The organism is Devosia sp. Leaf420 (genome assembly GCF_001425445.1).
Taxonomy (GTDB): Bacteria; Pseudomonadota; Alphaproteobacteria; order Rhizobiales; family Devosiaceae; genus Devosia.
In genome coordinates this window covers 149,000-171,522 of record NZ_LMQU01000013.1, presented here as the reverse complement: position 1 = coordinate 171,522, position 22,523 = coordinate 149,000, and the positions used below count along the sequence as shown (strand labels likewise).

At 60.6% G+C, this 22,523-nt stretch carries 24 protein-coding genes and 1 tRNA gene; 6 read left to right on the top strand and 19 right to left on the bottom strand.

Annotated features, from left to right (window positions below; translation table 11 throughout):
* Positions 1-150 precede the first annotated feature (150 nt).
* A complete protein-coding gene (locus tag ASG47_RS16720; protein ID WP_061911119.1) occupies positions 151-717 on the top strand; it encodes a hypothetical protein in 567 nt (188 codons plus the stop codon).
* Positions 718-929: 212 nt separating this feature from the next.
* On the opposite strand, the gene ASG47_RS16715 is transcribed toward ASG47_RS16720, so the two are convergent.
* The 5 genes from ASG47_RS16715 to ASG47_RS16695 all read right to left on the bottom strand — a co-directional run bounded on the left by ASG47_RS16715 (position 930) and on the right by ASG47_RS16695 (position 4,936).
* Positions 930-2,252 carry a lipopolysaccharide biosynthesis protein gene (locus ASG47_RS16715; protein WP_061911117.1) on the bottom strand — a complete coding sequence of 441 codons (1,323 nt, stop codon included), beginning with the start codon at positions 2,250-2,252 and terminating at the stop codon, positions 930-932.
* Positions 2,249-3,418 (bottom strand): lipid II:glycine glycyltransferase FemX, encoded by a 1,170-nt coding sequence (locus ASG47_RS16710; protein WP_061911115.1) that lies wholly within the window; start codon positions 3,416-3,418, stop codon positions 2,249-2,251. The genes ASG47_RS16715 and ASG47_RS16710 overlap by 4 nt, the downstream gene beginning before the upstream one ends.
* 123 nt (positions 3,419-3,541) lie before the next feature.
* A complete protein-coding gene (locus ASG47_RS16705) occupies positions 3,542-4,240 on the bottom strand; it encodes a TerC family protein (RefSeq protein ID WP_061911113.1) in 699 nt (232 codons plus the stop codon).
* Positions 4,241-4,461: 221 nt separating this feature from the next.
* Positions 4,462-4,537, bottom strand: a tRNA-Lys gene (locus tag ASG47_RS16700).
* A 201-nt stretch (positions 4,538-4,738) separates the two neighbouring features.
* The gene (locus tag ASG47_RS16695) at positions 4,739-4,936 is read right to left on the bottom strand and encodes a hypothetical protein (RefSeq protein WP_156464147.1); all 198 of its coding nucleotides are present in this window, start codon (positions 4,934-4,936) and stop codon (positions 4,739-4,741) included.
* Between the two features lie 285 nt (positions 4,937-5,221).
* Here ASG47_RS16695 and ASG47_RS16690 point away from each other — a divergent pair, with 285 nt between their 5' ends.
* Positions 5,222-6,334: a pyridoxal phosphate-dependent aminotransferase gene (locus ASG47_RS16690; protein ID WP_061911109.1), complete on the top strand. Its 1,113-nt coding sequence runs from the start codon at positions 5,222-5,224 to the stop codon at positions 6,332-6,334.
* Here ASG47_RS16690 and ASG47_RS16685 read toward each other — a convergent pair.
* The 9 genes from ASG47_RS16685 to ASG47_RS16650 all read right to left on the bottom strand — a co-directional run bounded on the left by ASG47_RS16685 (position 6,319) and on the right by ASG47_RS16650 (position 13,763).
* Positions 6,319-7,266 (bottom strand): endonuclease/exonuclease/phosphatase family protein, encoded by a 948-nt coding sequence (locus ASG47_RS16685; protein ID WP_061911107.1) that lies wholly within the window; start codon positions 7,264-7,266, stop codon positions 6,319-6,321. The two genes, ASG47_RS16690 and ASG47_RS16685, sit on opposite strands and share 16 nt — an antisense overlap.
* A gap of 27 nt (positions 7,267-7,293) precedes the next feature.
* Positions 7,294-7,743 (bottom strand): GNAT family N-acetyltransferase, encoded by a 450-nt coding sequence (locus tag ASG47_RS16680; RefSeq protein WP_061911105.1) that lies wholly within the window; start codon positions 7,741-7,743, stop codon positions 7,294-7,296.
* Positions 7,744-7,809: 66 nt separating this feature from the next.
* Positions 7,810-9,369, bottom strand: coding sequence for a 2-isopropylmalate synthase (locus ASG47_RS16675; protein ID WP_061911103.1), 1,560 nt, complete (start codon positions 9,367-9,369; stop codon positions 7,810-7,812).
* 116 nt (positions 9,370-9,485) lie between these two features.
* The gene (locus ASG47_RS21220; protein ID WP_274532533.1) at positions 9,486-9,611 is read right to left on the bottom strand and encodes a hypothetical protein; all 126 of its coding nucleotides are present in this window, start codon (positions 9,609-9,611) and stop codon (positions 9,486-9,488) included.
* A 103-nt stretch (positions 9,612-9,714) separates the two neighbouring features.
* On the bottom strand, positions 9,715-10,599 hold the full coding sequence (locus ASG47_RS16670) for a PhzF family phenazine biosynthesis protein (protein WP_061911101.1): 885 nt from the start codon (positions 10,597-10,599) through the stop codon (positions 9,715-9,717).
* Between the two features lies 1 nt (position 10,600).
* Positions 10,601-11,095, bottom strand: coding sequence for a heme-degrading domain-containing protein (locus ASG47_RS16665; RefSeq protein ID WP_061911099.1), 495 nt, complete (start codon positions 11,093-11,095; stop codon positions 10,601-10,603).
* Positions 11,096-11,185: 90 nt separating this feature from the next.
* Positions 11,186-11,905 (bottom strand): hypothetical protein, encoded by a 720-nt coding sequence (locus ASG47_RS16660; protein ID WP_061911097.1) that lies wholly within the window; start codon positions 11,903-11,905, stop codon positions 11,186-11,188.
* A gap of 162 nt (positions 11,906-12,067) precedes the next feature.
* On the bottom strand, positions 12,068-13,087 hold the full coding sequence (ilvC, locus tag ASG47_RS16655) for a ketol-acid reductoisomerase (protein WP_061911095.1): 1,020 nt from the start codon (positions 13,085-13,087) through the stop codon (positions 12,068-12,070).
* A 28-nt stretch (positions 13,088-13,115) separates the two neighbouring features.
* A complete protein-coding gene (locus tag ASG47_RS16650) occupies positions 13,116-13,763 on the bottom strand; it encodes a TetR/AcrR family transcriptional regulator (RefSeq protein ID WP_061911093.1) in 648 nt (215 codons plus the stop codon).
* 362 nt (positions 13,764-14,125) lie between these two features.
* Here ASG47_RS16650 and ASG47_RS16645 point away from each other — a divergent pair, with 362 nt between their 5' ends.
* The 4 genes from ASG47_RS16645 to ASG47_RS16630 are packed head-to-tail and all read left to right on the top strand — an operon-like array spanning position 14,126 to position 16,782.
* Positions 14,126-14,335 carry a hypothetical protein gene (locus ASG47_RS16645; protein ID WP_061911091.1) on the top strand — a complete coding sequence of 70 codons (210 nt, stop codon included), beginning with the start codon at positions 14,126-14,128 and terminating at the stop codon, positions 14,333-14,335.
* Positions 14,332-14,928, top strand: a complete 597-nt coding sequence (locus tag ASG47_RS16640; RefSeq protein ID WP_082511798.1) for an RBBP9/YdeN family alpha/beta hydrolase — start codon at positions 14,332-14,334, stop codon at positions 14,926-14,928. Before ASG47_RS16645 ends, ASG47_RS16640 begins: the two co-directional genes overlap by 4 nt.
* 53 nt (positions 14,929-14,981) lie before the next feature.
* Positions 14,982-15,428, top strand: a complete 447-nt coding sequence (locus ASG47_RS16635) for an RrF2 family transcriptional regulator (RefSeq protein ID WP_061911089.1) — start codon at positions 14,982-14,984, stop codon at positions 15,426-15,428.
* Positions 15,429-15,444: 16 nt separating this feature from the next.
* Positions 15,445-16,782, top strand: coding sequence for an FAD/NAD(P)-binding protein (locus ASG47_RS16630; protein WP_061911087.1), 1,338 nt, complete (start codon positions 15,445-15,447; stop codon positions 16,780-16,782).
* Here the strand turns inward: ASG47_RS16630 and ASG47_RS16625 are convergent.
* The 5 genes from ASG47_RS16625 to ASG47_RS16605 form a co-directional block, all read right to left on the bottom strand.
* Positions 16,779-17,651: a DMT family transporter gene (locus ASG47_RS16625; protein WP_061911085.1), complete on the bottom strand. Its 873-nt coding sequence runs from the start codon at positions 17,649-17,651 to the stop codon at positions 16,779-16,781. The genes ASG47_RS16630 and ASG47_RS16625 overlap by 4 nt on opposite strands.
* 53 nt (positions 17,652-17,704) lie before the next feature.
* On the bottom strand, positions 17,705-19,612 hold the full coding sequence (locus ASG47_RS16620) for a glycoside hydrolase family 127 protein (RefSeq protein WP_061911083.1): 1,908 nt from the start codon (positions 19,610-19,612) through the stop codon (positions 17,705-17,707).
* A 108-nt stretch (positions 19,613-19,720) separates the two neighbouring features.
* Positions 19,721-20,776: an ABC transporter ATP-binding protein gene (locus tag ASG47_RS16615; protein WP_061911081.1), complete on the bottom strand. Its 1,056-nt coding sequence runs from the start codon at positions 20,774-20,776 to the stop codon at positions 19,721-19,723.
* On the bottom strand, positions 20,773-21,600 hold the full coding sequence (locus tag ASG47_RS16610; protein ID WP_061911079.1) for a carbohydrate ABC transporter permease: 828 nt from the start codon (positions 21,598-21,600) through the stop codon (positions 20,773-20,775). Before ASG47_RS16610 ends, ASG47_RS16615 begins: the two co-directional genes overlap by 4 nt.
* Positions 21,597-22,499 carry a carbohydrate ABC transporter permease gene (locus ASG47_RS16605; RefSeq protein WP_061911077.1) on the bottom strand — a complete coding sequence of 301 codons (903 nt, stop codon included), beginning with the start codon at positions 22,497-22,499 and terminating at the stop codon, positions 21,597-21,599. Before ASG47_RS16605 ends, ASG47_RS16610 begins: the two co-directional genes overlap by 4 nt.
* Positions 22,500-22,523: the final 24 nt, after the last annotated feature.

Sequence of the window (22,523 nt, the reverse complement as noted above, 5' to 3'; positions counted from 1 at the left end):
CCTAGTCTCTCCCGCTATCCGTTCTAGAGAGCCCGGCAACCGCCCGCAACCCCTTGACCATTCGAGGCAAAGCTGCGTGCAAACGCCACGGTCCATTAACGGCCCTCGGCTATTCTTGCCTCTCGCAGATATGCGCAAGGGAAGAGATCAATGGCAGAAATGACCATCCGGGCCGCCGGGCCCAAAGATATCGACCTCATTCATGCGGAACTGGAAGACGTCATCGCGACGTCCCCGTTTTATAATGACCGCTTCAAGGCCTATGAAACGGCGCGGCTCAACAAGACCTATCTGCAAAATCTCCTCGCCATCGATCCCTGGCACATCATGATCATGTGCGCCGATGGCGTCCCCGGCGGCGCCATGGTCTCTGGCCCCGAATTCGGCGCCGTCTTCCGCTATTGGAGCTGGGTCTTTCCGTCCCATCGCCAGACAAAGCTCGGCATGTTCGGCATGCGCGCCTTCGACGAACACTGGAACGAAAACCGCTTCCACAAGGCCTACACTTTTGTCCGCCCGGAAAACGAAGTCGCCCGCATGCTCCTCAAGCGCTACGGCTATCGCGAGACGGCGCTCCTCGAGCAGCACATTTTCGGCCAGGACTATCTGCTGATCGAAAAGTTCTACACCAAGGTCGGCGACGACTACGACAACGGCGTCAACATCGGCCGTTTGGGTCGGTTGAAGAACAGCATCAAGGGTTTGGTGGGAGCCTGAGCCAGTCGCTAGCTGGATAGCTACAGCGAAAGGCCGGGAGCCACCACCTCTCCCTCTGGGGGAGAGGTCGACGCGAAGCGGCGGGTGAGGGGGCCTTCGGCAAGCACCTGACCAATTAAGGCCCCCTCACCCGGCCCAATGGGCCGACCTCTCCCCCAAAGGGAGAGGTGGAGCATGCCTCAGGCTTCGTACCCAACCACCAGCCCTAAACCCTACTCCGCCGCCACCACAACCCGCCGGCTCCTGAACCACTGCAGGATGGACACATCCACCCGCGCGGTGTGCAGCGCGGTCATCCACAGCGCCATCGACCAGATCGTAATCGACAGGATCGCCGCCAGCGAAGCCCCGACCAGCCCCATGGCGGGCACCAGCACGAGATTACTGACGAACAGGGACACAATCCCCAGTGCGATCGCCGGCAGGCTTGCCCAGGGCCGATCATGGATCGAGAGCACGATCGAGGCCGGCCCCAGGACCGATCGCACCACCAGCGATAGGCAGAGGATCGCGAGGGGTGCCGCGCCGGCGGCAAAGTCCGGCCCAAACAGCATCAGCGCAAAGGGCGCGCCGACCACGGCGCCACCAAACAACAGCAGCGCCACGCCGCTCGCCACGGCATTGGCTTCGCCCACCTTCCGGTTGAATTCGCTGCGGTCCGCCTTGGCCTCGCTTTCGAACATATCTGGCATGGTCACGGCATAAACCGCCGCTACGCCGAAGGAAACAAGCGAGAAGATGCGCGTGCAGACGCCGAAGATTGCCAGCTCTTCCTTGCTCAGCAAATGGCTCAGCAACAGAAGATCGATGTCGAAGAAAAAATCGGTCGCAAGACTGATGATCACCCATGGCAGTGCAAAGCGCCACCAACGCTTGCTGTCCACCGGTGCCGGGTCCGCACTCAGCGGCACTTGCGGCAGGCTCTTGATCACAAGACCAAACTGCACCAGCGACACGACGATATAGGCGAGCCCAAAGCACCAGAGCATCTGCGTAAAGCCAGCCTCCGGCAAGCCCACACCCAGCGCAAAGAGGAAGGAGGCCAGCACGATCATCGGCCGCAGCAGCGCATCGGCGAAGAAGCCGGCAAAGGGGCGCTTGAGCCCCACCAGCATGGCGCTGTTGACATAAACGATCGCAGTGCCCAGCGTCAGCAGCGCAAAGGGCACGAAATGCAGCGCCAGCGTACCCTGCCCCTGCCCGATCAGGTCGAGCAGCATCGGCCCGGCTATGATCAGTCCGACGAAGGTGAGCAGCACATGGCCATAGGCCCGCGCCAGGAAAGCTAGCAATTGCTGCCGGCTGCCGCGCGCCCGATATTCGGCGGCAAAATAGGTGCCGACCGTATGAAAGCCGAGCGGCATCACCACGGCGACGAGATTGACGCTGGCCACGGTCAGCAAAAACTCGCCAAGCAGTTGCGCGCCCCAGAGCCGGGCGATGAGCGCCTGTGTGGCGAAGATAAAACCGGCGCCAAAGATTCGGGCCGCAAAGATAACCGACGACTGCGACGCTAGTCTCCGGGCGAGGCTCATTTCAGATACTCGTCCCAGATATGTGGCGTCTGATCCGGCTTGGCCTTGCTGCTCCGCAAGCCATCGATATGCCGACGCGTGTGCTGATAAAGATCGCGCAGCGTAAACGCCGCCGTGCCGATCAGCTTGGCCCAAGGCGAGGTCGCATAGTTGAGCACGGGCGGCACGGGCCGGATCACCCCTGCATCGCCCACCATGCCCGTCTTGAACTGGTGCAGCCCCTGGAAACCATCGGTCCCCCCGAGGTCATACCACTGGCCTCGCGTATTGTCGCGCAGCCAACGGATCACGTGCCAATGGAGGAAGTAACCGGCACGCAGTGGCAATGCGTTGTCATTGGTCGCGCCATAGAGATAAACCGCACGCTCACCCGCCTTGAAGACCAGCGCCCCAGCGACCGTCTCGTCCCCCTGACGCACGAAGAACAGTTCGGGCCGCAGGGGCTCGTCGAGCGCCATCAGCGCATCGAGCGTTTCGTAAGCCGAATGATCGGGAAACTGCTTGCGCTCGGTCATCGCCGCATAAAGCGTCTTGAACGCTTCTATCTCGCCCGGCTCCGCGCGCCAGAACTCGAGCCCGGCCTTGTCAGCCTTATTAAGCTGACGCCGCCAAGTCTGGCTGAAGCTTTTGCGCAGATCGGCATCAGGAAGCTGGAGCTTGACCATATAGCGGTTTGGAAACAGCAGCGTCGACCCGCGTGCAAAGCCACGCTGGCGCAGCGCCACATAGCCCGCATTGGTTTCCTCCGGCGCCGCATGCAGCAGCACCGAGAGCATCATGTTCCGGGTTTCTGCATAATCTTTGATGAGGCATTCAGTCATCGCGACGCGCAAGGCGTCCGCATCCGCAACCTTGCGCGAAGCGAGCATCGGCGCCCACTTGACCACAGCCATCTTGCCCAACCCGAGCGGCAGCGGCTGGATCATCACCAGCGCCCCACCAATCACCGTCCCGCCGCGCGAAAAGACCAGCGGTTCCTGGCTCACGCCCGGCCAACGCGTCGAGGCGAAGGCGTGCATCTGCTCCTGGCAGACCTCGTCGAAACTGCCGATGATCGCATCCCAGTCGGCGCCTGCAACTTGCTTGCTGGCCAAGACGATGCCGGATGCTCCAACGGTGGAAGCAGCCCGGCTCTGGTCATACGAATCTTCGGCGATGACGGACATAAAAATCCCCGCAACTTGGTGTTTGCGGGGAAAGCTAGTGCCTCTAGATGAGCAAATCCCTATTGAGCTCTCGCAAATGCCCCGGATTTGGGGGCGTGGTTAGCGAAAGCTCAAATCATTGGATCAATGTGCAGCGGCCGCGCCCACTGCATGCGGCGTGTAAAGCAGCGGGATTTCGGGGATGGTGACGAAGGCGCCAGCCCCTTCGAGCGTCATGCGCACCGCCACGAACAGGATGATCGCGAGGCCGACCCAGGCGATCCAGCGGAAGCGATGCAGCAGCCGCGCGATGAAGGTCGCAGCAACGCCCATCATGACGACGGAGAGCGCGAGACCAAAAATCAGCGCCTCGGTATGATGCTGCGCTGCACCGGCCACGGCCAGCACGTTGTCGAGCGACATCGACACGTCGGCAATGATGATCTGGGTGACGGCCTGACGCAGCGTCTTGCGCGGCGCTTTGCCGGCAACGGTACCATCGGCATTGAGATCATTGCCGGCGAGGGCTTCGGTCGCCTCGCCCTCTTCCTCGTGGCTGACGCTGAGCTCGCGATACATCTTCCAGCAGACCCAGAGCAGCAGAATGCCGCCGGCAATCAGCAAGCCGCCACCCAGCGCGAGGAGCTGCGAGGTGATGAGCGCGAAGATAATGCGGAGCACGGTCGCTGCAGCAATACCGACCAGGATGGCTTTGCGACGAAGATCGGCCGGAAGGCCCGCCGCGGCGAGACCGATGACCACGGCATTGTCACCGGCCAGCACGAGGTCGATCATGATGACCTGGAGCAGCGAGGTGAAGAAACTCGGATCGATTCCGAACATGTGGGGATGACTTTCAGTGAGCAATTCTTGCTGCGGCTATACGACGCGCCGCCGCGGGAGAAAAGCGCATCCCACGCAGATTAGCCTATTTAACTAGAAACGGGCTCAACGTTACCGGAATGCTAGTGGAAGGCACCCGAACTGCCACGCCTGGGAAGAAGCGGCACGTCTCTCGTGCCGCCCTGTCATTTGATAGCCATGTCAGGGGCTTAAGAAGACTTTGGTGGGCGCACAAGGGCTCGAACCTTGGACCCGCTGATTAAGAGTCAGCTGCTCTACCATCTGAGCTATGCGCCCGTCTTTGAAGACCGGCACCAAAGTGGCGCCTATGTAACAAGGGTCTTTTGGGCTGTCTATAGCCAAGTGCCCGAACCTGTGGATAAAATTTTGGGACCCTTCTGGGTCCCGCCAACATTTCTGGCATTTTCTCCTGCGGCACGCTTTGGCGCCGCTGAAGTTCCCCGTTCCGAACCGTCCTATCGGCGGAGATAAGGCCTTTTACCGCCGCGCCTGACGATAAGCGTCCAGTTCCAGAACGTTATCGGTCTGGCCCGTCTCCTCCGGTCGGAAATCATCCATCAGGCTGATCGTACGCTCGATGATATGACGCAATTGACGTGATCGCTGGTCGGCGCCTTGCAGGATGATCGCTGCGCGTTGCAGGTGATCACGTGCAAGCAAGTAAGTTGGGTTCACGTTTTGCTCCTTTATACCCGGCATATGGGTAACCCGCCGTCCACACGGCGCGTTGCAGAAGGTGGACCCGTATAGTTGTCGCTAACTTTCTGATTGCGCTCGCTTTTAATTCAAATGCCAGCGATCGGCCTGCGCGCATCGAATCCCCCCGCAGCAAGTGGGTCCGCGATTTATGAACAGGAAAACCGCCTGTTGAGAACCGGCTCGGAGCTCGTCGCGAAAGCCATGTTGCGCCCCATGGAACTGCGCTAGAAATGAATCAACACACGCCTTCGGAGCGCAAAATTGGCCCCGCCCAGACTGACCGAAATCGCCGAGAGCTTGCCTGAAACCGTACCGTTCGTCGGCCCGGAGGCCATCGAGCGGCGCATGGGGATAAAATTCGCCGCTCGAATCGGCGCCAACGAATCGGGTTTCGGCCCAAGCCCAAAAGTCCTCGAAGCCATCCGCGATGCCGCGGAGGGGATATGGAAATATCCCGATCCGGAGAATCATGACCTCCGCACTGCCCTTGCCAGGTTTCACGCCGTAACCGCCGAAGAAGTTGTCATAGGCGAAGGTGTCGATGGCCTGATGGGCCAAATCGTTCGTCTTTTCCTCGCCCCCGGCGAAGTTTTGCTGACTTCGCTCGGCGCCTATCCCACTCTAAACTATCACGTAATTGGCTATGGCGGCCGTTTGGAGTTCGTCCCCTATGCCGGGGCACACGAAGACCTCACCGCCCTTGCTGAGGCCGCCCAGCGCCTAAAGCCACGCATCGTCTATCTCGCCAATCCCGACAATCCGATGGGCTCGTTCTGGCCGGCTGCAGACGTGGAGAGATTTATCGCAGGTATCCCCGAGGAGACGCTGATCATGCTCGACGAAGCCTATGGCGAATTGGCGCCAGAAGGCGCCCTGCCCGCCATACACACGAGCAAAACCAATGTCTTGCGCCTCCGCAGCTTCTCGAAGGCCTATGGCCTCGCCGGCATCCGCGTCGGCTACGCGATTGGCCCGAAGCCCATCATCGGCGCCTTCAATCGTGTCCGGAATCACTTTGGGGTCAATCGGCTCGCTCTCGCCGCCGCGCTGGCCGCTCTGGACGACCAGGATTATCTCTCGCACGCTAAGGCCCAGATCGCCGACGCCCGCGATCGAATCGCTGAAATTGCTAGGGAAAACGGCCTCAATCCCCTGCCCTCAGCCACCAATTTCGTTGCCGTCGATTGCGGCCGCAATGGCGCGTATGCGGCGAAAATCCTCGAAGTACTGGCAAAGCTCGGCGTCTTCATCCGCAAGCCTGGTACGCCGGGCCTCGACCACCATATCCGCATCAGCGTCGGGCCAAAAGCGGAGATGGATCTTCTCGCCGAAACCCTGCCAAAGGCTATCGCCGCCGCTCAGAGCGGCGCGTAAAGGCCAATCCGCGCAAAGAGATAGCGATGGTTCGACCCAAAGCTATCCTTGCCGGACGTTGTGTAGATGATCCGCGCATCGCCCTTGGTGAAGATATTGTCAATCGGCACGCCGAACTCGCCAAATTCCACCGGCCAGGTCGAGCGATATGTCGGGGGCGGAATCAGCTCCTGCGCCCGCCCAAGAAAGGCCAGAGGCGCCGACCATGCCGCGGCATTGAAATCACCCGACAACACGATCGGCCCGGTAATCTTCGAGAGCGTATAACGCAGATAACCAAGCTCCTGTAGCGACGCCTCGTCGAAATAGGGCTTCGAGAGATGGATGCCGACGACCGTCACCTTCACCCCATCCACCGTCATCGGCGCTATGGCCAGACGCGCCCTCTGAAACGGGGGGATATCTCTTATTTCGCCATTCTCGATCGGGAATCGCGAGAACAGCGAAATATCGCACGTCGCAACCCGATCGCAGCCCAGCCGATAGGGCAACACCGCCTCGATCTCGGGCAGATACTCGACCACCCCCGGCGTCTCCATGATCAGCGCCACGTCAGCGCCTGACGTCGCGATGTAATGCGCGGCGGCGTCGGCAGTCTGGTTGGACGCTAACACATTGTAATTCAAGTACGAAAATTCAGCTTGCAGCGCCCCGACGGGCACTTCGCGCCGCTTCTGGAACTCCCAGACATAAAAGGCGCCGTGCGCAAACGCGCCGCAGAGAAAAACGAAAAACAGCGCCGCCCGCCATTTTGCACCGAAGATGACCATCAGAACGGTCAATACCAGCCCGAGCGCAACGAGGTGAAACCGCAGGGACTGCAACAGCAATTCGCCCGGAATCCCGGGCGAAATGGAGGTGATGATGAGAATGACGGCAAGCACCCCGCCAAGGGCGAGGACAGCGCCACGAAACTCCGCCCGGCTCCACATGTTGCCCCCTGTCGACGTGCCGTAAGGCTAGAGCAGCTTCCTCATCTGGATGCAAGACTCGGCAATACCAACAAGCTCATCGCGGTCCCACTCGAACCGCTCCCAGCCCGTTTTCTCGTAAAAACCCAGCGCCTCCGCCGCCGCATTGACCAGCAGCGTGTGCACACCAAGCGCCCTCGCCCGATCGGTCAACAGCTGCTCCATCACGCGCCCATGGCCCGCGCCCTGCGCATCTCGCGTAATTGCCACTAGTCGCACCGCCGCCTTGCCTTCTCCAAAGAGATCAAGCCGCACGGTGCCAAGCGCGCGGCCATCTTTCTTCAGCAAATAGGGATGGGCAAAATCGGCAAGGTCATCGGGATGCTTGTCGTTATAGACCCCGAACCGCCCTTTGGCCTCGAACAATTCCTGCCGTCGAATGGCATGGAAATCGACCCAGTCCTGCGGCTCGGTCACCGCGACCAGAACGTAGCTCATGGCTCGCCTCCTCGCGTCCACGGCGTTTGGCTGCATCACGCCAGACGGGCGATGCAGCCTCGCTTTTTAGCCCGCCAAAGCACCCTGTGCCGCAGCGCCGCGCTCGATCATCACGCGATTGAGCGCATTGAGATAGGCGCGGGCCGAAGCCACCAGCGTATCCGGCTCTGCCGCATTGCCCGAAGCAATCCGGCCGTTCATTTCGAGACGCACATGGGCCGAAGCCTGCGCGTCGGTGCCACCGGTTACGCCGTCGATCGCATAGAGCACCAGATTGGGGTCCTGCCCGACGCCTTCCTTGATGGCGTTGAAGATAGCATCGACCGAGCCCGTGCCCTCATAGGTCACCGAGGATTCGACGCCATCGACAGAAAGCGTGATCGAGCAACGATGCACTCCACCGGTCTTGCTGACGACTTCCATATCGACGAGCTTGATCCGATCGCCAACCGAGCCAACCTCGTCATCGACCAGCGCGACGATGTCGGCGTCATAGACGTGCTTCTTGCGATCGGCCAGATCCTTGAAGCGCTGGAAGGCTTCCTGGAAGGCGTTGTCACCCAATTCGTAGCCCAACTCCTTGAGCTTGTCCTTGAAGGCGGCGCGGCCAGAATGCTTCCCCATCACCAAGGTCGTTTCCTTGATGCCGACGCTGGCCGGGGTCATGATTTCATAGGTTTCGGCATTCTTCAGCATGCCGTCCTGGTGAATGCCGCTTTCATGCGCGAAGGCATTCTTGCCCACGATCGCCTTATTGTACTGCACGGGGAAATTCGCCGCGGCCGACACGACGCGGCTGGCACGCGCCAGGTGGGTCGTCTCGATATCGGTGAAGAACGGCATGGCATCGCCGCGCGTGCGGAGCGCCATGACCACTTCTTCAAGGGCGGCATTGCCGGCGCGCTCGCCCAAGCCATTGATCGTGCATTCGATCTGCCGCGCGCCGCCTGCAACGCCTGCCAGCGAATTGGCAACAGCCATGCCGAGGTCATTGTGGCAATGGACCGAGAAAATGGCCTTATCCGAATTCGGCACGCTCTCGATGATCGTCTTGAACATCTGGAAATGCTCGTCCGGCACAGCATAGCCCACCGTGTCCGGCAGGTTGATCGTCGTCGCGCCAGCCTTGATCGCGGTGTCGACACAGCGCTTCAAGAATTCGAGCGGCGTGCGGGTCGCGTCCATCGCCGACCATTCGACGTCTTCGACCAGGTTGCGGGCCTGAGCGACGGTCCGCGCGATGATCTCGATCACCTCGTCCTCAGTCTTCTTCATCTGGTGGGCCAGATGGATCGGCGAGGTCGATACGAAGGTGTGGATGCGGCCCTTCTGAGCATGGCGCACGGCTTCGGCGGCGCGGTCGATATCGGCTGTGATGGCGCGGGCTAAACCTGCGACGGTCGCTTTCTTTACCTGCTTCGCCACCGCAACGACGGCTTCGAAGTCTCCATTAGAGGCAATGGGGAAACCGGCTTCGATGATGTCGACGCCCATATCGTCGAGCGTTTCGGCAACCTGCAGCTTTTCTTCCAGCGTCATCGTCGCGCCGGGCGATTGCTCACCGTCGCGCAGCGTGGTGTCGAAGATGAAGACGCGTTCTTTGTTGCTGTTGGCAGTTGCAGTCATTTCAGGCTCTTTTCCTATCGGCCCCGAGGCAATGGCTCGTCGGACCGGACATTTTTGATGTTCGGTTTGTGGCGATATCCCCTGACGACCCGCTCGCTAATCCGAGCTGCCGGTAATCAGGGGCTGATAAGAAGGAGAAGAAGCGCGGCCGGAAGCAGCAGCATGCCAGCAGCGATCATCAAGGCGCTGTTACGCTCCTGAGTCTGTGCGATGGCAATGGCTTTGGCGCGACGGCGCTGCATGGAGAAACTCTCTATTTCGATGGGAGCATGCGCGAATTTGCTGACCTATGCAAGTGTCGAGAGGCTGATGTCGCCAAATTTCGGCCGCCTCTCGACGAAAGGCTTAGTCGAGGTCGAGCTTCCCTTCGCCGACGATGACCGCATAGCCGCCGATCGCGCCATGTGTCAGCACTTCGGCTTCCTTGCGCAATTGCAGCGTGATGCGGCAAAGCCGGCCCATTTCCTTGCCCTGACGGAGGATATAATCCGCTTGGCCCGTACCGAGATCGGCCTTATCCGCCAAAAGCCCGATCAGCGCCGCGGCCGCCGAACCGGTGCCCGGATCTTCGCCGATATCCATGCCGAACATGCGAGCTGCGATATCGTTCTCGGGCTCCTCTGGCGTCAGCGTAAAGACATAGGCCGAGTTGTGGTCATGCGAGAACACCTCGCCGAACATTGCCTGATTGGGGCGAACCCGCGCCAAGACCGCTGCATTGCGAACGGGAACGAGGTGAAATGTGACGCCAGCCGTGTAGACTGCCGGCGTAAAAAGATCGCAGCCGATATCTTCGGGCTCGATCCCCAGCGCTTGGGCAATCCCGAGCCGGTTGTCGAGATCAGCCACCTTGACCGGCAGCTTGGGCAGCGTGAACCGCGCCTCGGCCGACCGCTTGTCCGCCTTTTCGACCAGCGCCGTCACGAGCCCAATCTTCTCTTCCATCCGCACCGCGCTGCGATCGCCCTGCAGACCCAGCACTACCGCCGCGCCAACCGTCGGGTGACCTGCAAAAGGCAGTTCCTGATAGGGCGTAAAAATCCGGACGCAGGCAGCATTGCTCGCGCTCTTCGCCTTGGTCAGAAATACGGTTTCGCTGAGATTGAATTCCCGTGCGATGGCTTGCATCTCTGGGTCGGAGAGCCCGTCCGCCTTCAGAACGACCGCAAGCGCATTGCCCTGCAGCTGGTCGCGGGTGAAAACATCGAGCAGCAAATAGTCGAGTTTCATCTCAAGAGGCCTCAGGCAAAGCGTAATCGGCGCGATCGCGGCCAAGATGGTCGCACAGCGCATCGACCGCCACGGCATGATCCTTCCAACCCGGCAGGCCGGAAATCGTCAGCGAACCGATGATTCCCGCACCCGGCACGCGCAGCGGAAAGCCACCGCCGGCAATGACATAGTCGGCAACGTCGGCGCCGGACTGCGGCGGAAACGGCACCTCGCCACGCTCCAGCACCATGCGATAACTCGCCCGGTGAAAGCGCTTCACCGTATTGATCTTGCGTCGCACCCATTCAGCATTGTCCGAACTCGTGCCCGGCGTGGCCGTGAAAAACAGCTGCCGGTCCCAGGTGCGGATATCGACCACCAGCGACAATCCCTCAGCCACAGCGCGCCTCCGAATGGCCGAGCCGATATCGTAGGCCACGGCTTCGTCGAGCACCGGCAGAACCAGCTCGAGCTCCTGGCGCTTCACCTTGGCGATATGGTCTTCATTGCTCATGCGAGTCAGTCCTGATCGAGCGCAAACTATGCTGATAGCGGTATCCGGTCGAACGCCGATCGTGCAAGCAGTGTCGATGAAAAAGCGCGCCTAGAGCGTGATCCGTCCATCCTGCCAGGCATCCAGCAATTCGGCAGCATAAGCCATTACCTGCCCCCTGCCTGCCGCATCGGCGCCACGGCGTAGCGCGACCACGTCAGCCAGTTCGCGATGGTCCTGCGTTTCGAGATTTGCTCGGATCTGAGCGACGAGATCATCTGCCGTCGTGTCGAAATGGTATGCCTGACCAATCGAAATGCGCGGGCCATCGAGAACGGCCACGAGGTTGCCCAGACGCGCATCCGCATGGTTCAATCCGGTTTCCTCCTCCAACTCCCACTGCGTCGAGCGGGCCACGTCGATCCGCCCATCCGGCAAGACATCACGCGGCTCCAGCGAACCGCCGGCCGGATAAATCTTCCCGGCATTGGCGGTATCGTCGCCCATCAGCCCAAAGATCATGTAGCCGTCGTTCGACATGATCAGCGCCGAGCCGAAGAGATTATGAATACCGATCTGTGGGAACCCCGCCTCGCGCCAGGTCAGAAAAGCCGAGAACGCATCCTCTTTCGCCTCGGCACGCAAAATACCGTCGGCATCGATCGTGGGCGGGGTCACGCCGATAATGCGACCGTCCCAGAGATGCGGATTGGCCGTGATCATCTCCGCCCAGCGCGGCGCCACGGAAGCCCGAAGCTCATCCGGCAGCGGCCAGGCTCCTTCGACAAAGCGAATGTCTACGCCCTTGATGGGGACGATGCCGATGCTCATGCGCTCTTCGCTCCTGTAGCCAAACGAAAACGGGGGCCGAAGCCCCCGTCTCTATATTGCGAGTATGGCGATTAGGTCTTCGCCTTGTCGACCAGCTCGTCAGCCTTGATCACTGGCGTCGCGTTAGCGCGCCGACGAAAAGACCGGGGAGCAAGGCCAAGCTTAGTTCTTCGCCTTGTCCACGAGAGCGCCGGCCTTGATCCACGGCATCATGTCGCGGAGCTTGGCGCCGACTTCTTCAATCGGATGCTCGTCGGCGAGGCGACGGGTCGCCTTGAAGCGCGAGGCGCCGCCCTTGTATTCCTGCATCCAGTCCGAGGTGAACTTGCCCGACTGGATGTCGTGCAGCACGCGCTTCATCTCGGCCTTGGTTTCCGAGGTGATGATGCGCGGACCGGTGACATATTCACCCCATTCGGCCGTGTTCGAGATCGAGTAGTTCATGTTGGCGATGCCGCCCTGGTAGATCAGGTCGACGATCAGCTTCACTTCGTGCAAGCACTCGAAGTAGGCCATTTCCGGCGCATAGCCGGCTTCCACCAGCGTTTCGAAGCCAGCGCGGATCAGTTCAACGAGACCGCCGCAGAGAACGGCCTGTTCGCCAAAGAGGTCGGTTTCGCACTCTTCGCGGAAGTTGGTTTCGATGACGCCCGAACGGCCGCCGCCAACGCCCGAAGCATAAGCGAGCGCGATGTCATGGGCATTGCCCGACGCGTCGTGGTGCACGGCGATGAGGCACGGCACGCCGCCACCCTTCTGGTATTCGCCGCGAACAGTGTGGCCCGGGCCCTTTGGCGCGATCATGATCACGTCGACGGTGGACTTGGGTTCGATGAGGTTGAAGTGGACGTTGAGGCCGTGGGCGAAAGCGAGCGCTGCGCCGTCACGGATATTGGGCTCGATGTCCTTCTTGTAGATATCGGCCTGCAGTTCATCCGGGGTCAGCAGCATGATCACGTCGGCCCAGGCGGATGCCTCGGCAACCGACATGACCTTGAGGCCTTCGCCTTCGGCCTTTTTGGCCGACGGCGAGCCGGGACGCAGGCCCACGGCGACGTCGGTGATGCCCGAGTCGCGCAGGTTCAGCACATGGGCATGGCCCTGCGAACCGTAGCCGATAATGGCGACCTTCCGGGACTTGATGATGTTGATGTCGGCATCACGATCGTAATAAACGCGCATGGGTATCTCCCCTCAACTGCGAACTTTTTTAAAGATTTGCCTTGGCCCCATAGAGGGCCAGGAATTGGTCTGTCGCAGCCACCACATCGGCTTCGATATTGGCTTCGACATTGGATTGGGTCAGCCCCTTGTCCCCGAGCAGCAGACGGATCTGCACATCGCGCACGACAAGGCCGAAAAAGCAGCGATATGCATCTTCGCTGGATGGAAAACGAAGCAAACGTGCGTCGCGAGCCGCTTCGAGAATGGGCTTGAGCCGCCGCCGGATCGCCATCGGCCCGTTTTCGAGCACGATGTTCCCAAGACTGTCCTTCTCCTGCGCCGCATGGGTAATGGCGGTGCGGTTCAGGGTGATGGACACTTCCCCGATAATGGTCGTCAGCAGGTCCCGCGCAAACTGCTGCAGGCTTTCGCGCAGCACCTTGGCGCTGAGATGGCTGCGATCGACGGTCGGCATGCGCACCTTGGCGGCCTGCCACTGCACGGTTGCCGTGAGCAGACCATCGCGATCGCCGAACCACTTATAGAGTGTTTCCTTCGAGCAAGACGCCCGTCGGGCCACGGCGGTCATCGTCAGCCCATCGCCATTCTCGACCAGCAGGTCGAGCGCTGCCGTCAGCACAGCCTGCTGGCGCGGCGTAAACGTCTCTTCGCTGATCTTGATGGGCAAAGCCACTCGTCGTTCCCCGCACGACAATGCCGAACGCTTCCGGCACTTTCCGTCCGCAGGCGTACCGTACGGTACGGTTCCGCGCAAGAGGGATTCGTGTTGCTTTCCCGACGAAATGCGGCAGTGCCTTTGCCACATCTTAGATGGGCTGCTTTAACGAATAGATGGATGAAACGCGAGACTCTTTGGCCAAAACGCATTCAAAGAGAACGTCATTGCCAATAAACCGCCCGACCACGACAGCCGGGGCAAAATTTTCTCCTTCGGCGTTAAGGCGCGCAAGACCAGACCTTCTCAATCCCGACTGTATTGATAGAGTTTTGGAACAAGACGACCGCTTCGCGTGGTCTACTTCAAGGAGAAACAGCATGGTGCCCTTCTTCGGAATTCTTGACCCAAGCCACAGCCAGCGGTTCCGAGCTGCCGAAGCTCCACAAAAGCTGAGCTTCTTTGGCGGCGTGTCTGCGCTGACACCCGATGCCATATTCGAGAGCGAGCCGGAGCAAACCGTCGAGGACAAGGCGTCAGACACGCATTTCGATAAACTGGAAAATCCAGAAAATCTCCTCACGCGATGAGCCGCACCCATATCATCGTACCCGGTCTCAATGGATCCGGCGACGGCGATTGGCAGCATCATTGGATGGCCGATCACGAGCATTCCGAGCTGGTCGAACAGTCCGACTGGTCCAATCCGCATGCGGGACGCTGGCTGGCCCGGCTTGAGCGCGCCGTCATCGCTCACCCTGGCGCAATTATCGTTGGTCATAGTCTCGGCGCCATCCTGATCGCGCGCCTCGCGTCCAGCTCTGTCGCGCCGCTGGTTGGTGGCGCCCTGCTTGTCGTACCCGCCGATATCGAGCGCACCTCGACCATTCACGCGCGCACCTATGAATTCGGCACGCTGCCCACCGATGCCCTGCCCTTTCCAGCGCTCGTCATTGCCAGCCGCAATGACGATTACATGAGCCAGGAAAAGGCGCGTTCGCTGACCTCAGCATGGGGCGCCACCTTCCTCGGCTTCGGAGACAATGGCCATATCAATATTGCCAGCGGCTTCGGTCGCTGGACCGGCGGCTATGATCTTGCTCAACAGATCGAGGCAAAAGCCGATCGGCGCTTGCGTCACGACATCGGCAAAGGACTTGTCGAGAATGTCTATCAAATTTAAAGCGGTACCCGCGATACTGATCGCCGTCGCGATCGGACCGGGAACTGCGCATTATGCTGACCAAAAAGGGCAAATACGGGCTCAAGGCTCTTACGGCGCTGTCGCGCCTGCCAGAGGGTCAGCTGACGGGCGTCGCCGAATTGGCTCAGGCCAACGCCATCCCCAAGAAATTTCTCGACGCGATCCTCGCCGAACTGCGCAATGCGGGTTTCGTACGCAGCCGCAAGGGCAAGCTCGGCGGCTACGGTCTGGCCCGACCGGCGGCGGAAATCATGATCGGTCACGTCGTCCGCGTGCTCGATGGCCCGCTTGCGCCCATTCCCTGCGCCAGCCGCACGCGCTATCAGCCCTGCGAGGACTGCGATGTGGAAACCTGCCAGGTGCGGCATTTGATGCTCGACGTGCGCAATGCCATCGCGCAGGTTCTCGACCAGACCAGCCTGACGCAAATGGCCGCCATGGGCGGCGCCGAAGCGGTGGAGCAATCGCTCACCGCCTGAACAAGCGGAACACCCCATGAGCGCTGCCAACAAGTCGATCATCATCATTGGCGGCGGCGCCAGCGGCGTGTTGCTCGCGGCACATCTCTTGCGCAATCCCGATCCAGATCTTCGGGTCACACTGGTTGAACGTCAGGGCCGCTTTGGACAGGGCCTCGCCTATTCCGCACTCCAGCGCGATCATCGCGTCAATGTTCCCGCCCGCGGCATGAGCGCCTTTGCCGATGATCCAGAACATTTCTGGCGCTGGCTGCAGCGCCGCGAACCCGGCCGCCATGCTACATCTTGGACCTTTGTGCCCCGCCGGGTCTATGGCGCCTATCTCGAACACGTCCTGCGCGAGGCCGGGGAATCCCTGCCCGGTCGCCTACGGGTGTTGAGCGAAGAGGTCGATGCGGTGCGTGAAAGCAAGACCGGCGTCGAAGTTGCCCTCGCCAATGGCACCAGCCTCGTCGCCCGCTGGGCGGCGCTTGCCGTTGGCCACGAAACCCAGCCGGCCCGCGGCAAGGGGATCGCTGTTCGCGCGACTTCCGACCGAGATACGACGCTGCCGCCCGATTCTCCCGTGATGATCCTGGGCTCCGGCCTCAGCATGGTGGATGCGTGGGTCTCCCTTTCGGAAACCAAGCACACCGGCCCCGTCACGGTCGTTTCGCGAAACGGCCTCCTGCCGCAGGCGCATAAGGACGTCGCCCCTATCACCATCGACGCTGCTGACGTCCCCTTCGGCACGAGCCTGACTTATATCACGCGCTGGTTCCGCGAATTGATTGCCGAGACAGAGGCCAATGGCGGCGATTGGCGCAGCGTCGTCGATGGTCTCCGCCCCTTCAATCAGCGCCTTTGGCAGAGCTGGCCCGATCACGAAAAGCGCCGATTCCTCCGCCATCTGCGCCCATGGTGGAACGTTCATCGCCACCGCTTGCCGCCTGATCTTCATGCTGGCCTCGTTCGTGCGGTTGAAAGCGGCCAGGTCGAGTTGGTTGCCGCCGAGTTCGTGGGCATCGAGCGCCAGGGCGACGGCGCACGCGCCACCATTCGCCCGCGCGGCACCGAGCGGCGGGAAACAATCGATGTCGCCCGCGTCTACGATTGCGGCGGCGTCAGCGTCGATGTCACGGCCAGCGCCAATCCGGTCATCCGCCAACTCATCACCGCCGGCAGCGCCCGTCCCGATCCGCTCCATATCGGCCTCGATGTCGATGAACAGACTGCACTCATCGCTGGCGACGGCACCGTCTCTCAGCACATCCGCGTCGTTGGTCCGCTCACCCGTGGCCGGTTCTTCGAAATCGAAGCTATTCCCGACATCCGCGTGCAATGCGCCAAACTGGCAGCGACGCTCGGTACCTAACTGGCGCGGGCTTCGCCAAACCGCGCGATGCCGATCCCGAGCATCACAAGCCCAAGCGCCAGGAGGAGGCTGACCGTCACCTCCGCTTGCCCGAGCGCCACAAGACATACCGCTGACAAAACCGGCGTCAGAAAACTCAACACGCCGATCATCTGGGCATTGCCGTGCTTCATGCCGAAATCCCAGGCCGCGTAGCTGAGTGCAAAGCCGATCGAGGCTACCCCGACAATCGACAGGCTCAATCCCGGCGCCGGTGGTGCGCCGATAAGTAGCCAGATCGATCCGTTGATCAGGCTGCTCATCAGGAAGACGACGCCGAGGAACTTGCTCGACAAATAGGAGTAGCGCGCGGAAACTGCCGAGAAGACGCTCCAGCTCAGCGAACACACCACTGCCCAGCCATGCCCCGGCATCAGTGTGAACTCCCCTAGCGCGAGACCGCGTCCTGCGAGAAGGGCGGCGATACCCGCGAGTCCCAGTATCCCAGCCACGATATGATACCACCGCAGCTTCTGTTTGAGGGAAATCGTCGTCAGCACGATCACCAGCAGTGGCCAGGTATAGATGATCAGTGTCGCTTCGAGCGGCGGCGCGTTCTGCACTGCGGCCACCCAGGTGATGTTGTGGAGGCCAATGCCAATCAGTCCGAGCCCATAAAACCAGCGCGGCACGATCCGGAGTTCCGGCAGCGGATTTTCGCGCCGCAGGATCCAGAGCACAACAAAGGCCAGAGCCCCGACCCCATCCCCCAACGCCACATACAAAAACGGATCGACGCCCACCGCCAGCGCCATGACCGGCGCCGTCAGCGACCAGATCAGCACCGATGTCAGCCCCCCGAGCGTGCCGAGGCCCGATCGCTTTTCCATATAAAAACGTCCCCGCAAATTGCAGGGACGCTCATATCATCAGCGCGGAATAATCACAGCACTTCCGGTATCCACACCACCATGCTGCCCTGGCCACGATTGGCCCAGAGATAGTAAGGAATTGCCGTCAGGCTCGACTCCTTTTCGACGGGCGGCTTGCTGCGATAGAGCCCTTGCCATTCGCCTTCGTCTACCGCGAGCGCCTGCGCTTTCAGCATCACCACACCATCAAAGAGCCCGCTGTCAGTCTTCGCCTCTACTTCGCCATCGCGCTTGATCCTGATCCGCTGGACGCGTCCGCCGGGATTGTCGACTTCCTCGATGCAATAGACCAGTGGTCCGCGCTTCAGCGCGACGCGACCAGCATTCATGATCACGCCCGGATGCGAATAGAGCCGCTCGGCCGGCATCGGCAGATCAAGCGCGATCGTATCGCCCTTAACCCAGGTCCGCCGCACCGTGACATAGCCCTTCTCGGGTTTCACCGGCACAGCCTCGCCATTGACCGAGAGGCTCGCGCCCTCGCACCAGTCCGGAATACGCAGCTTCACGTCGAATTCGGCCGCAGTCTCGGGATCGACAGAAATCTTGATGTCGCCCGACCAAGGATAGTTGGACACTTCGCGGAAAGCGACCTTGGTGCCTGCAACGTCGACTGCACTCGAAATCCCACCATAGAGGTGAAACGCAACACCATCCTCAGCCGTCGAGAGGAAATAGCCTCCGACCGATGCAACGAGCCGCGATACGTTCATTGTGCAGCACGGACAGGTGTGCCAATCCCAGCGAGTGGGCGTGCCGTCGCTCTCGAGCGGATTGGCATAGAAATAATGCTCGCCATCGCGGCTCAACCCCGAAAGCGCGCCATTGAACATCGCAAGCTCGAGAATGTCGGCATATTTGCCGTCGAGATCGAGATGCAGCATGCGTTGCGCCCAGAAGATCAGCGCAACTGAAGCGCAGGTTTCGGCATAGGCCGTCTGGTTCGGCAGGTCGAAGTCATGGGTAAAACCCTCGTTATGCGCTGACGGCCCAAGGCCCGCCGTCACATACATTTTGGTTTCCATCACATCGTCCCAGAGCACCTCGCAGGCGCGCTTGAGTTCGGGATCATTAAGTTCTGCCGCAAGGTCCGCCATGGCCGTATAGAGATACATGGCGCGCACCGCGTGCCCGACCACCTTATCCTGCTCGCGCACCGGCTTGTGGCTCTGCGAATATTCGTAATTCGCAAAGACATAGCGCTGCTTGGACTCTGCCCCTTCGCGCGCTTCCCGTTCGATATCGAAATAGTGCGGCGGCTGTTGCCCGCGCTCGTTGATGAGATAAGTAGCGAAGTCGAGGTGCTTCTTTTCTCCGGTGAGGTAATAGAGCTTCATCAGCGCAAGCTCGATTTCCTCGTGCCCATCATAGCCGCGGCGCTTGCCCGGCTCGGTGCCGAAGGTCGAATAAATGTGGTCGAGATAGCGCTCCATGATATCGAGGAAACGTCGCCGGCCAGTTACGCGATAATAAGCTACCGCGCCTTCGAGTAGATGCCCGGCATTGTACATTTCGTGATTGTCGCGAAGGTTCGTCCAGCGGTTCTGCGGCTCATGCCCCAAATACCAGCAATTGAGATAACCGTCGGGCGACTGCGCCTTTTCGAGGTCATCGACTGCTGCCTCGATCTTGGCTTCGATATCCTCGTCGCGCCGATGCGCCAGGGCATAGCTTGCAGCCTCGATCCACTTGCCGACATCGCTGTCCCAAAAGACCTGGACAGTAAACCCGTTGGCGTGACGCGGAAAACGCAGTGGCGGTGGCGGGTTCGGCAGCTTCAGCGAGTCGAGAATGCCATATTCACCCAGCTTCTTGTGCTGGCTGGGCACGGTCCGGTCGAGCACCGTTTCCAGGCGCTCATGCCAGAATTGTCCTTCAAGCCGCACATCCGGAAACGGCACGGGAGCATAGCGAGACATTTGAGAAAACCTTTTCGCTGACAGATTTTTAGACGTTCGAAGTCGACTTCTGGATGCCACCCCCGCGAAGAGCCGGGGTGGCAGTTAGTGAAAGGCGAAACCGCCGGACTAAATCCGCTTCCCACTCTGCGGATCAAAGAGATGAATCAGCGCCGGATCGATCTCGACCCCAACCCGATCGCCGACCGAAACCGTCGAGCGTTCCGATTGCACCAGTTGCAGGTGACCGTCTGCCGAGGTGAGATATGTCGCCGAGCCCGTCGACTCCACATTGCCCACCGGGAAGTGGAAAGTCGGCGTGCCCGTTGCGAGCTTCATATGCTCCGGCCGCAAACCCGCAACCACCGGCTGGTTCGGCTCTGCCTGTCGCGCCAGCGGAATACGCTCGCCCCCGACGAGGTTCACAGCCCGCCCATCACTCGCAATCTTGCCTTCGATGAAATTCATAGCTGGCGAGCCGATGAAGCCGGCGACGAATCGGTTGACCGGATGATCGTAGAGATCAAGCGGCCGCCCCTGCTGTTCGATGATCCCATCGCGCATCACCACTACCCAATCGGCCATGGTCATGGCCTCGATCTGGTCATGCGTCACGTAGACCGATGTCGCGCCAAGCCGATCATGCAGCGCACGGATTTCCTTGCGCATCTGCACGCGCAGCGCCGCGTCGAGGTTCGAAAGCGGCTCGTCGAAAAGGAACGCCTTGGGGTTACGGATGATCGCCCGACCCATGGCCACGCGCTGGCGCTGCCCGCCCGAAAGCTGGCGGGGATAGCGGGGCAAAAGCTGGCCCAACCCCGTCGTCTGCGCCACCTCGGCCGCCTTGGCTTTTGCCTCAGCCTTGCCGACACCATGGAGCCGCAGCGAATAGGTGAGGTTTTCCTCCACCGTCATGTGCGGGTAGAGCGCATAGCTCTGGAACACCATGGCAATGTCGCGATGCCGTGGCGGAACCCCGGTCATCGTCTTGCCAGCGATGGACAATTCGCCCGAACTGATGGTTTCGAGCCCGGCAATCGAGCGCAACAGCGTCGATTTTCCGCATCCCGAAGGCCCGACCAGCGCAACGAAGCTGCCCTTGTCGATCGTCAGGCTCACATTTTTGAGGGCATGAAACGACCCATAGTGCTTTTCGATATTCTTGAGTTCGATCTGGGCGGTCATTTGAGGGCTCCCGAGGTGAGGCCGGAGACGATCCGGCGCTGCAACAGCACGAAGACGGCAAGGATCGGCGTCACATAGATCGCCGAATAGGCCATGATGGAATTCCAGTCGGTCGAATTGGGACCGAGGAAGCCGGAAAGGCCGACGCTGGCCGGTTGCAGCGATGGGTCTTGGATGATCGACTTGGAGTAGATGTATTCGCCGAACGAGCTCATGAAGGTGAGAATGGCGCAGACCAGAATGCCATTCCGGGCCAGCGGCAGGACGATCGAGAAGAACGCCCCCATGCGGGAATTGCCATCGACGAGCGCCGCTTCTTCAAGCTCCCGCGGCACAGTCATGAATGTGGCGCGGACTAGCACAACGAAGAATGGCATGGCCTTGGCGGCCGCGGCCAGCACTACGGCGGTGCGTGGATAGTTGAGCAAGCCAAACTGGTTGAAGGCGACAAAGAGCGGCGTCACCATCACCGATGCCGGCAACACCTGCAGCATCAGAATGGCGAAGAGGCCCACATCCACCCAGACATTGCGATACCGCGCCAGCACATAGGCGCAGCCCGTGCCGAAGATGACCGTAATCGCCGTCACGCCCGCCGCGATCAGCGTCGAGTTCCAGAGGAAGGTCGACATCGTCCGGCGCGACCAGACGGCGCCATAGACGGACGGATCGGCTTCGCGCGGCCAGAAGGTCGGCGGATTGGCAAAGATCTCCGAACCCGATTTGAGGCTGGTGATATACATCCAATAGAGCGGGAAGAGATATACCGCAGCCAGCGCCAAAGCGACGGCCAGCAGCAGCCAAGGAACATAAGGCCGGGTCATCCGCGCACCTCGTGCCGGGTTGAACGCACATAGATGATCGAGGCGAACAGCACGAGCACCAGCATCATCACGGAAATCGTCGCGCCCTTGGCAAAATCGTAGAGCTGGAAGCTCATCTGCCAGGACCAGTATTGCGCCACGGTCGAGGTATTGGCCGGGCCACCCTCGGTGATCGCGGGAAAAAGGTCGAACTGCTGCAAGGTGCCGATCAAACCAAGCGACAGCACCGCGCCGATCGTCGACCGCATCATCGGCAGCGTGATGGTCCAGAAGCGCTGAAAGGCATTGGCACCATCGAGTTCCGCAGCCTCATAGAGATCGCGCGAAATACCAGCGAGACCCACCGAGAGCAGCAGCATATTGAAGGCAAGGCCAAGCCAGATATTGGCAATGATCACGGCCCAGATCGAAACGCTCGGATCCGACTTCCAGAAGATATTGGATTGGATGATGCCAAGGCTCTTGAGGATGGCGTTGAGCACCCCGAAGTCACCGGCGAGGATCCAGCTCCAGATCGCGCCGACGACGAGACCGGGCATGACCCAGGAGACGAGGAACAGTCCGCGAATGGTGGCAGCGCCCGGAAACTTCTGCGCGAAGAACAGCGCCAGCGCGAAGCCAAGCACAAATTGTCCGGCCATCGAGAAGAAAACAAAGACGGCCGTATTGCGCGTCACCAGCCAGAATTCGGGCTGACGCACCACGTCGATATAGTTTTGGATGCCGGCAAATGGCCGGATGAATGAGCCCAGGGTGAACATGTCCACCTGCTGAAAGCTCATCAGCACATTATAGACCAGCGGCAAGCCCGCCATGGCGATGAGAAAGAGCATCGCGATACTGATCAGAAGAATATCGAATCCCACGCCATCGCGCAGGCCAGAAAGAAATCGTTGCATAAGACCTCCAAGGCGGGCCGCAGA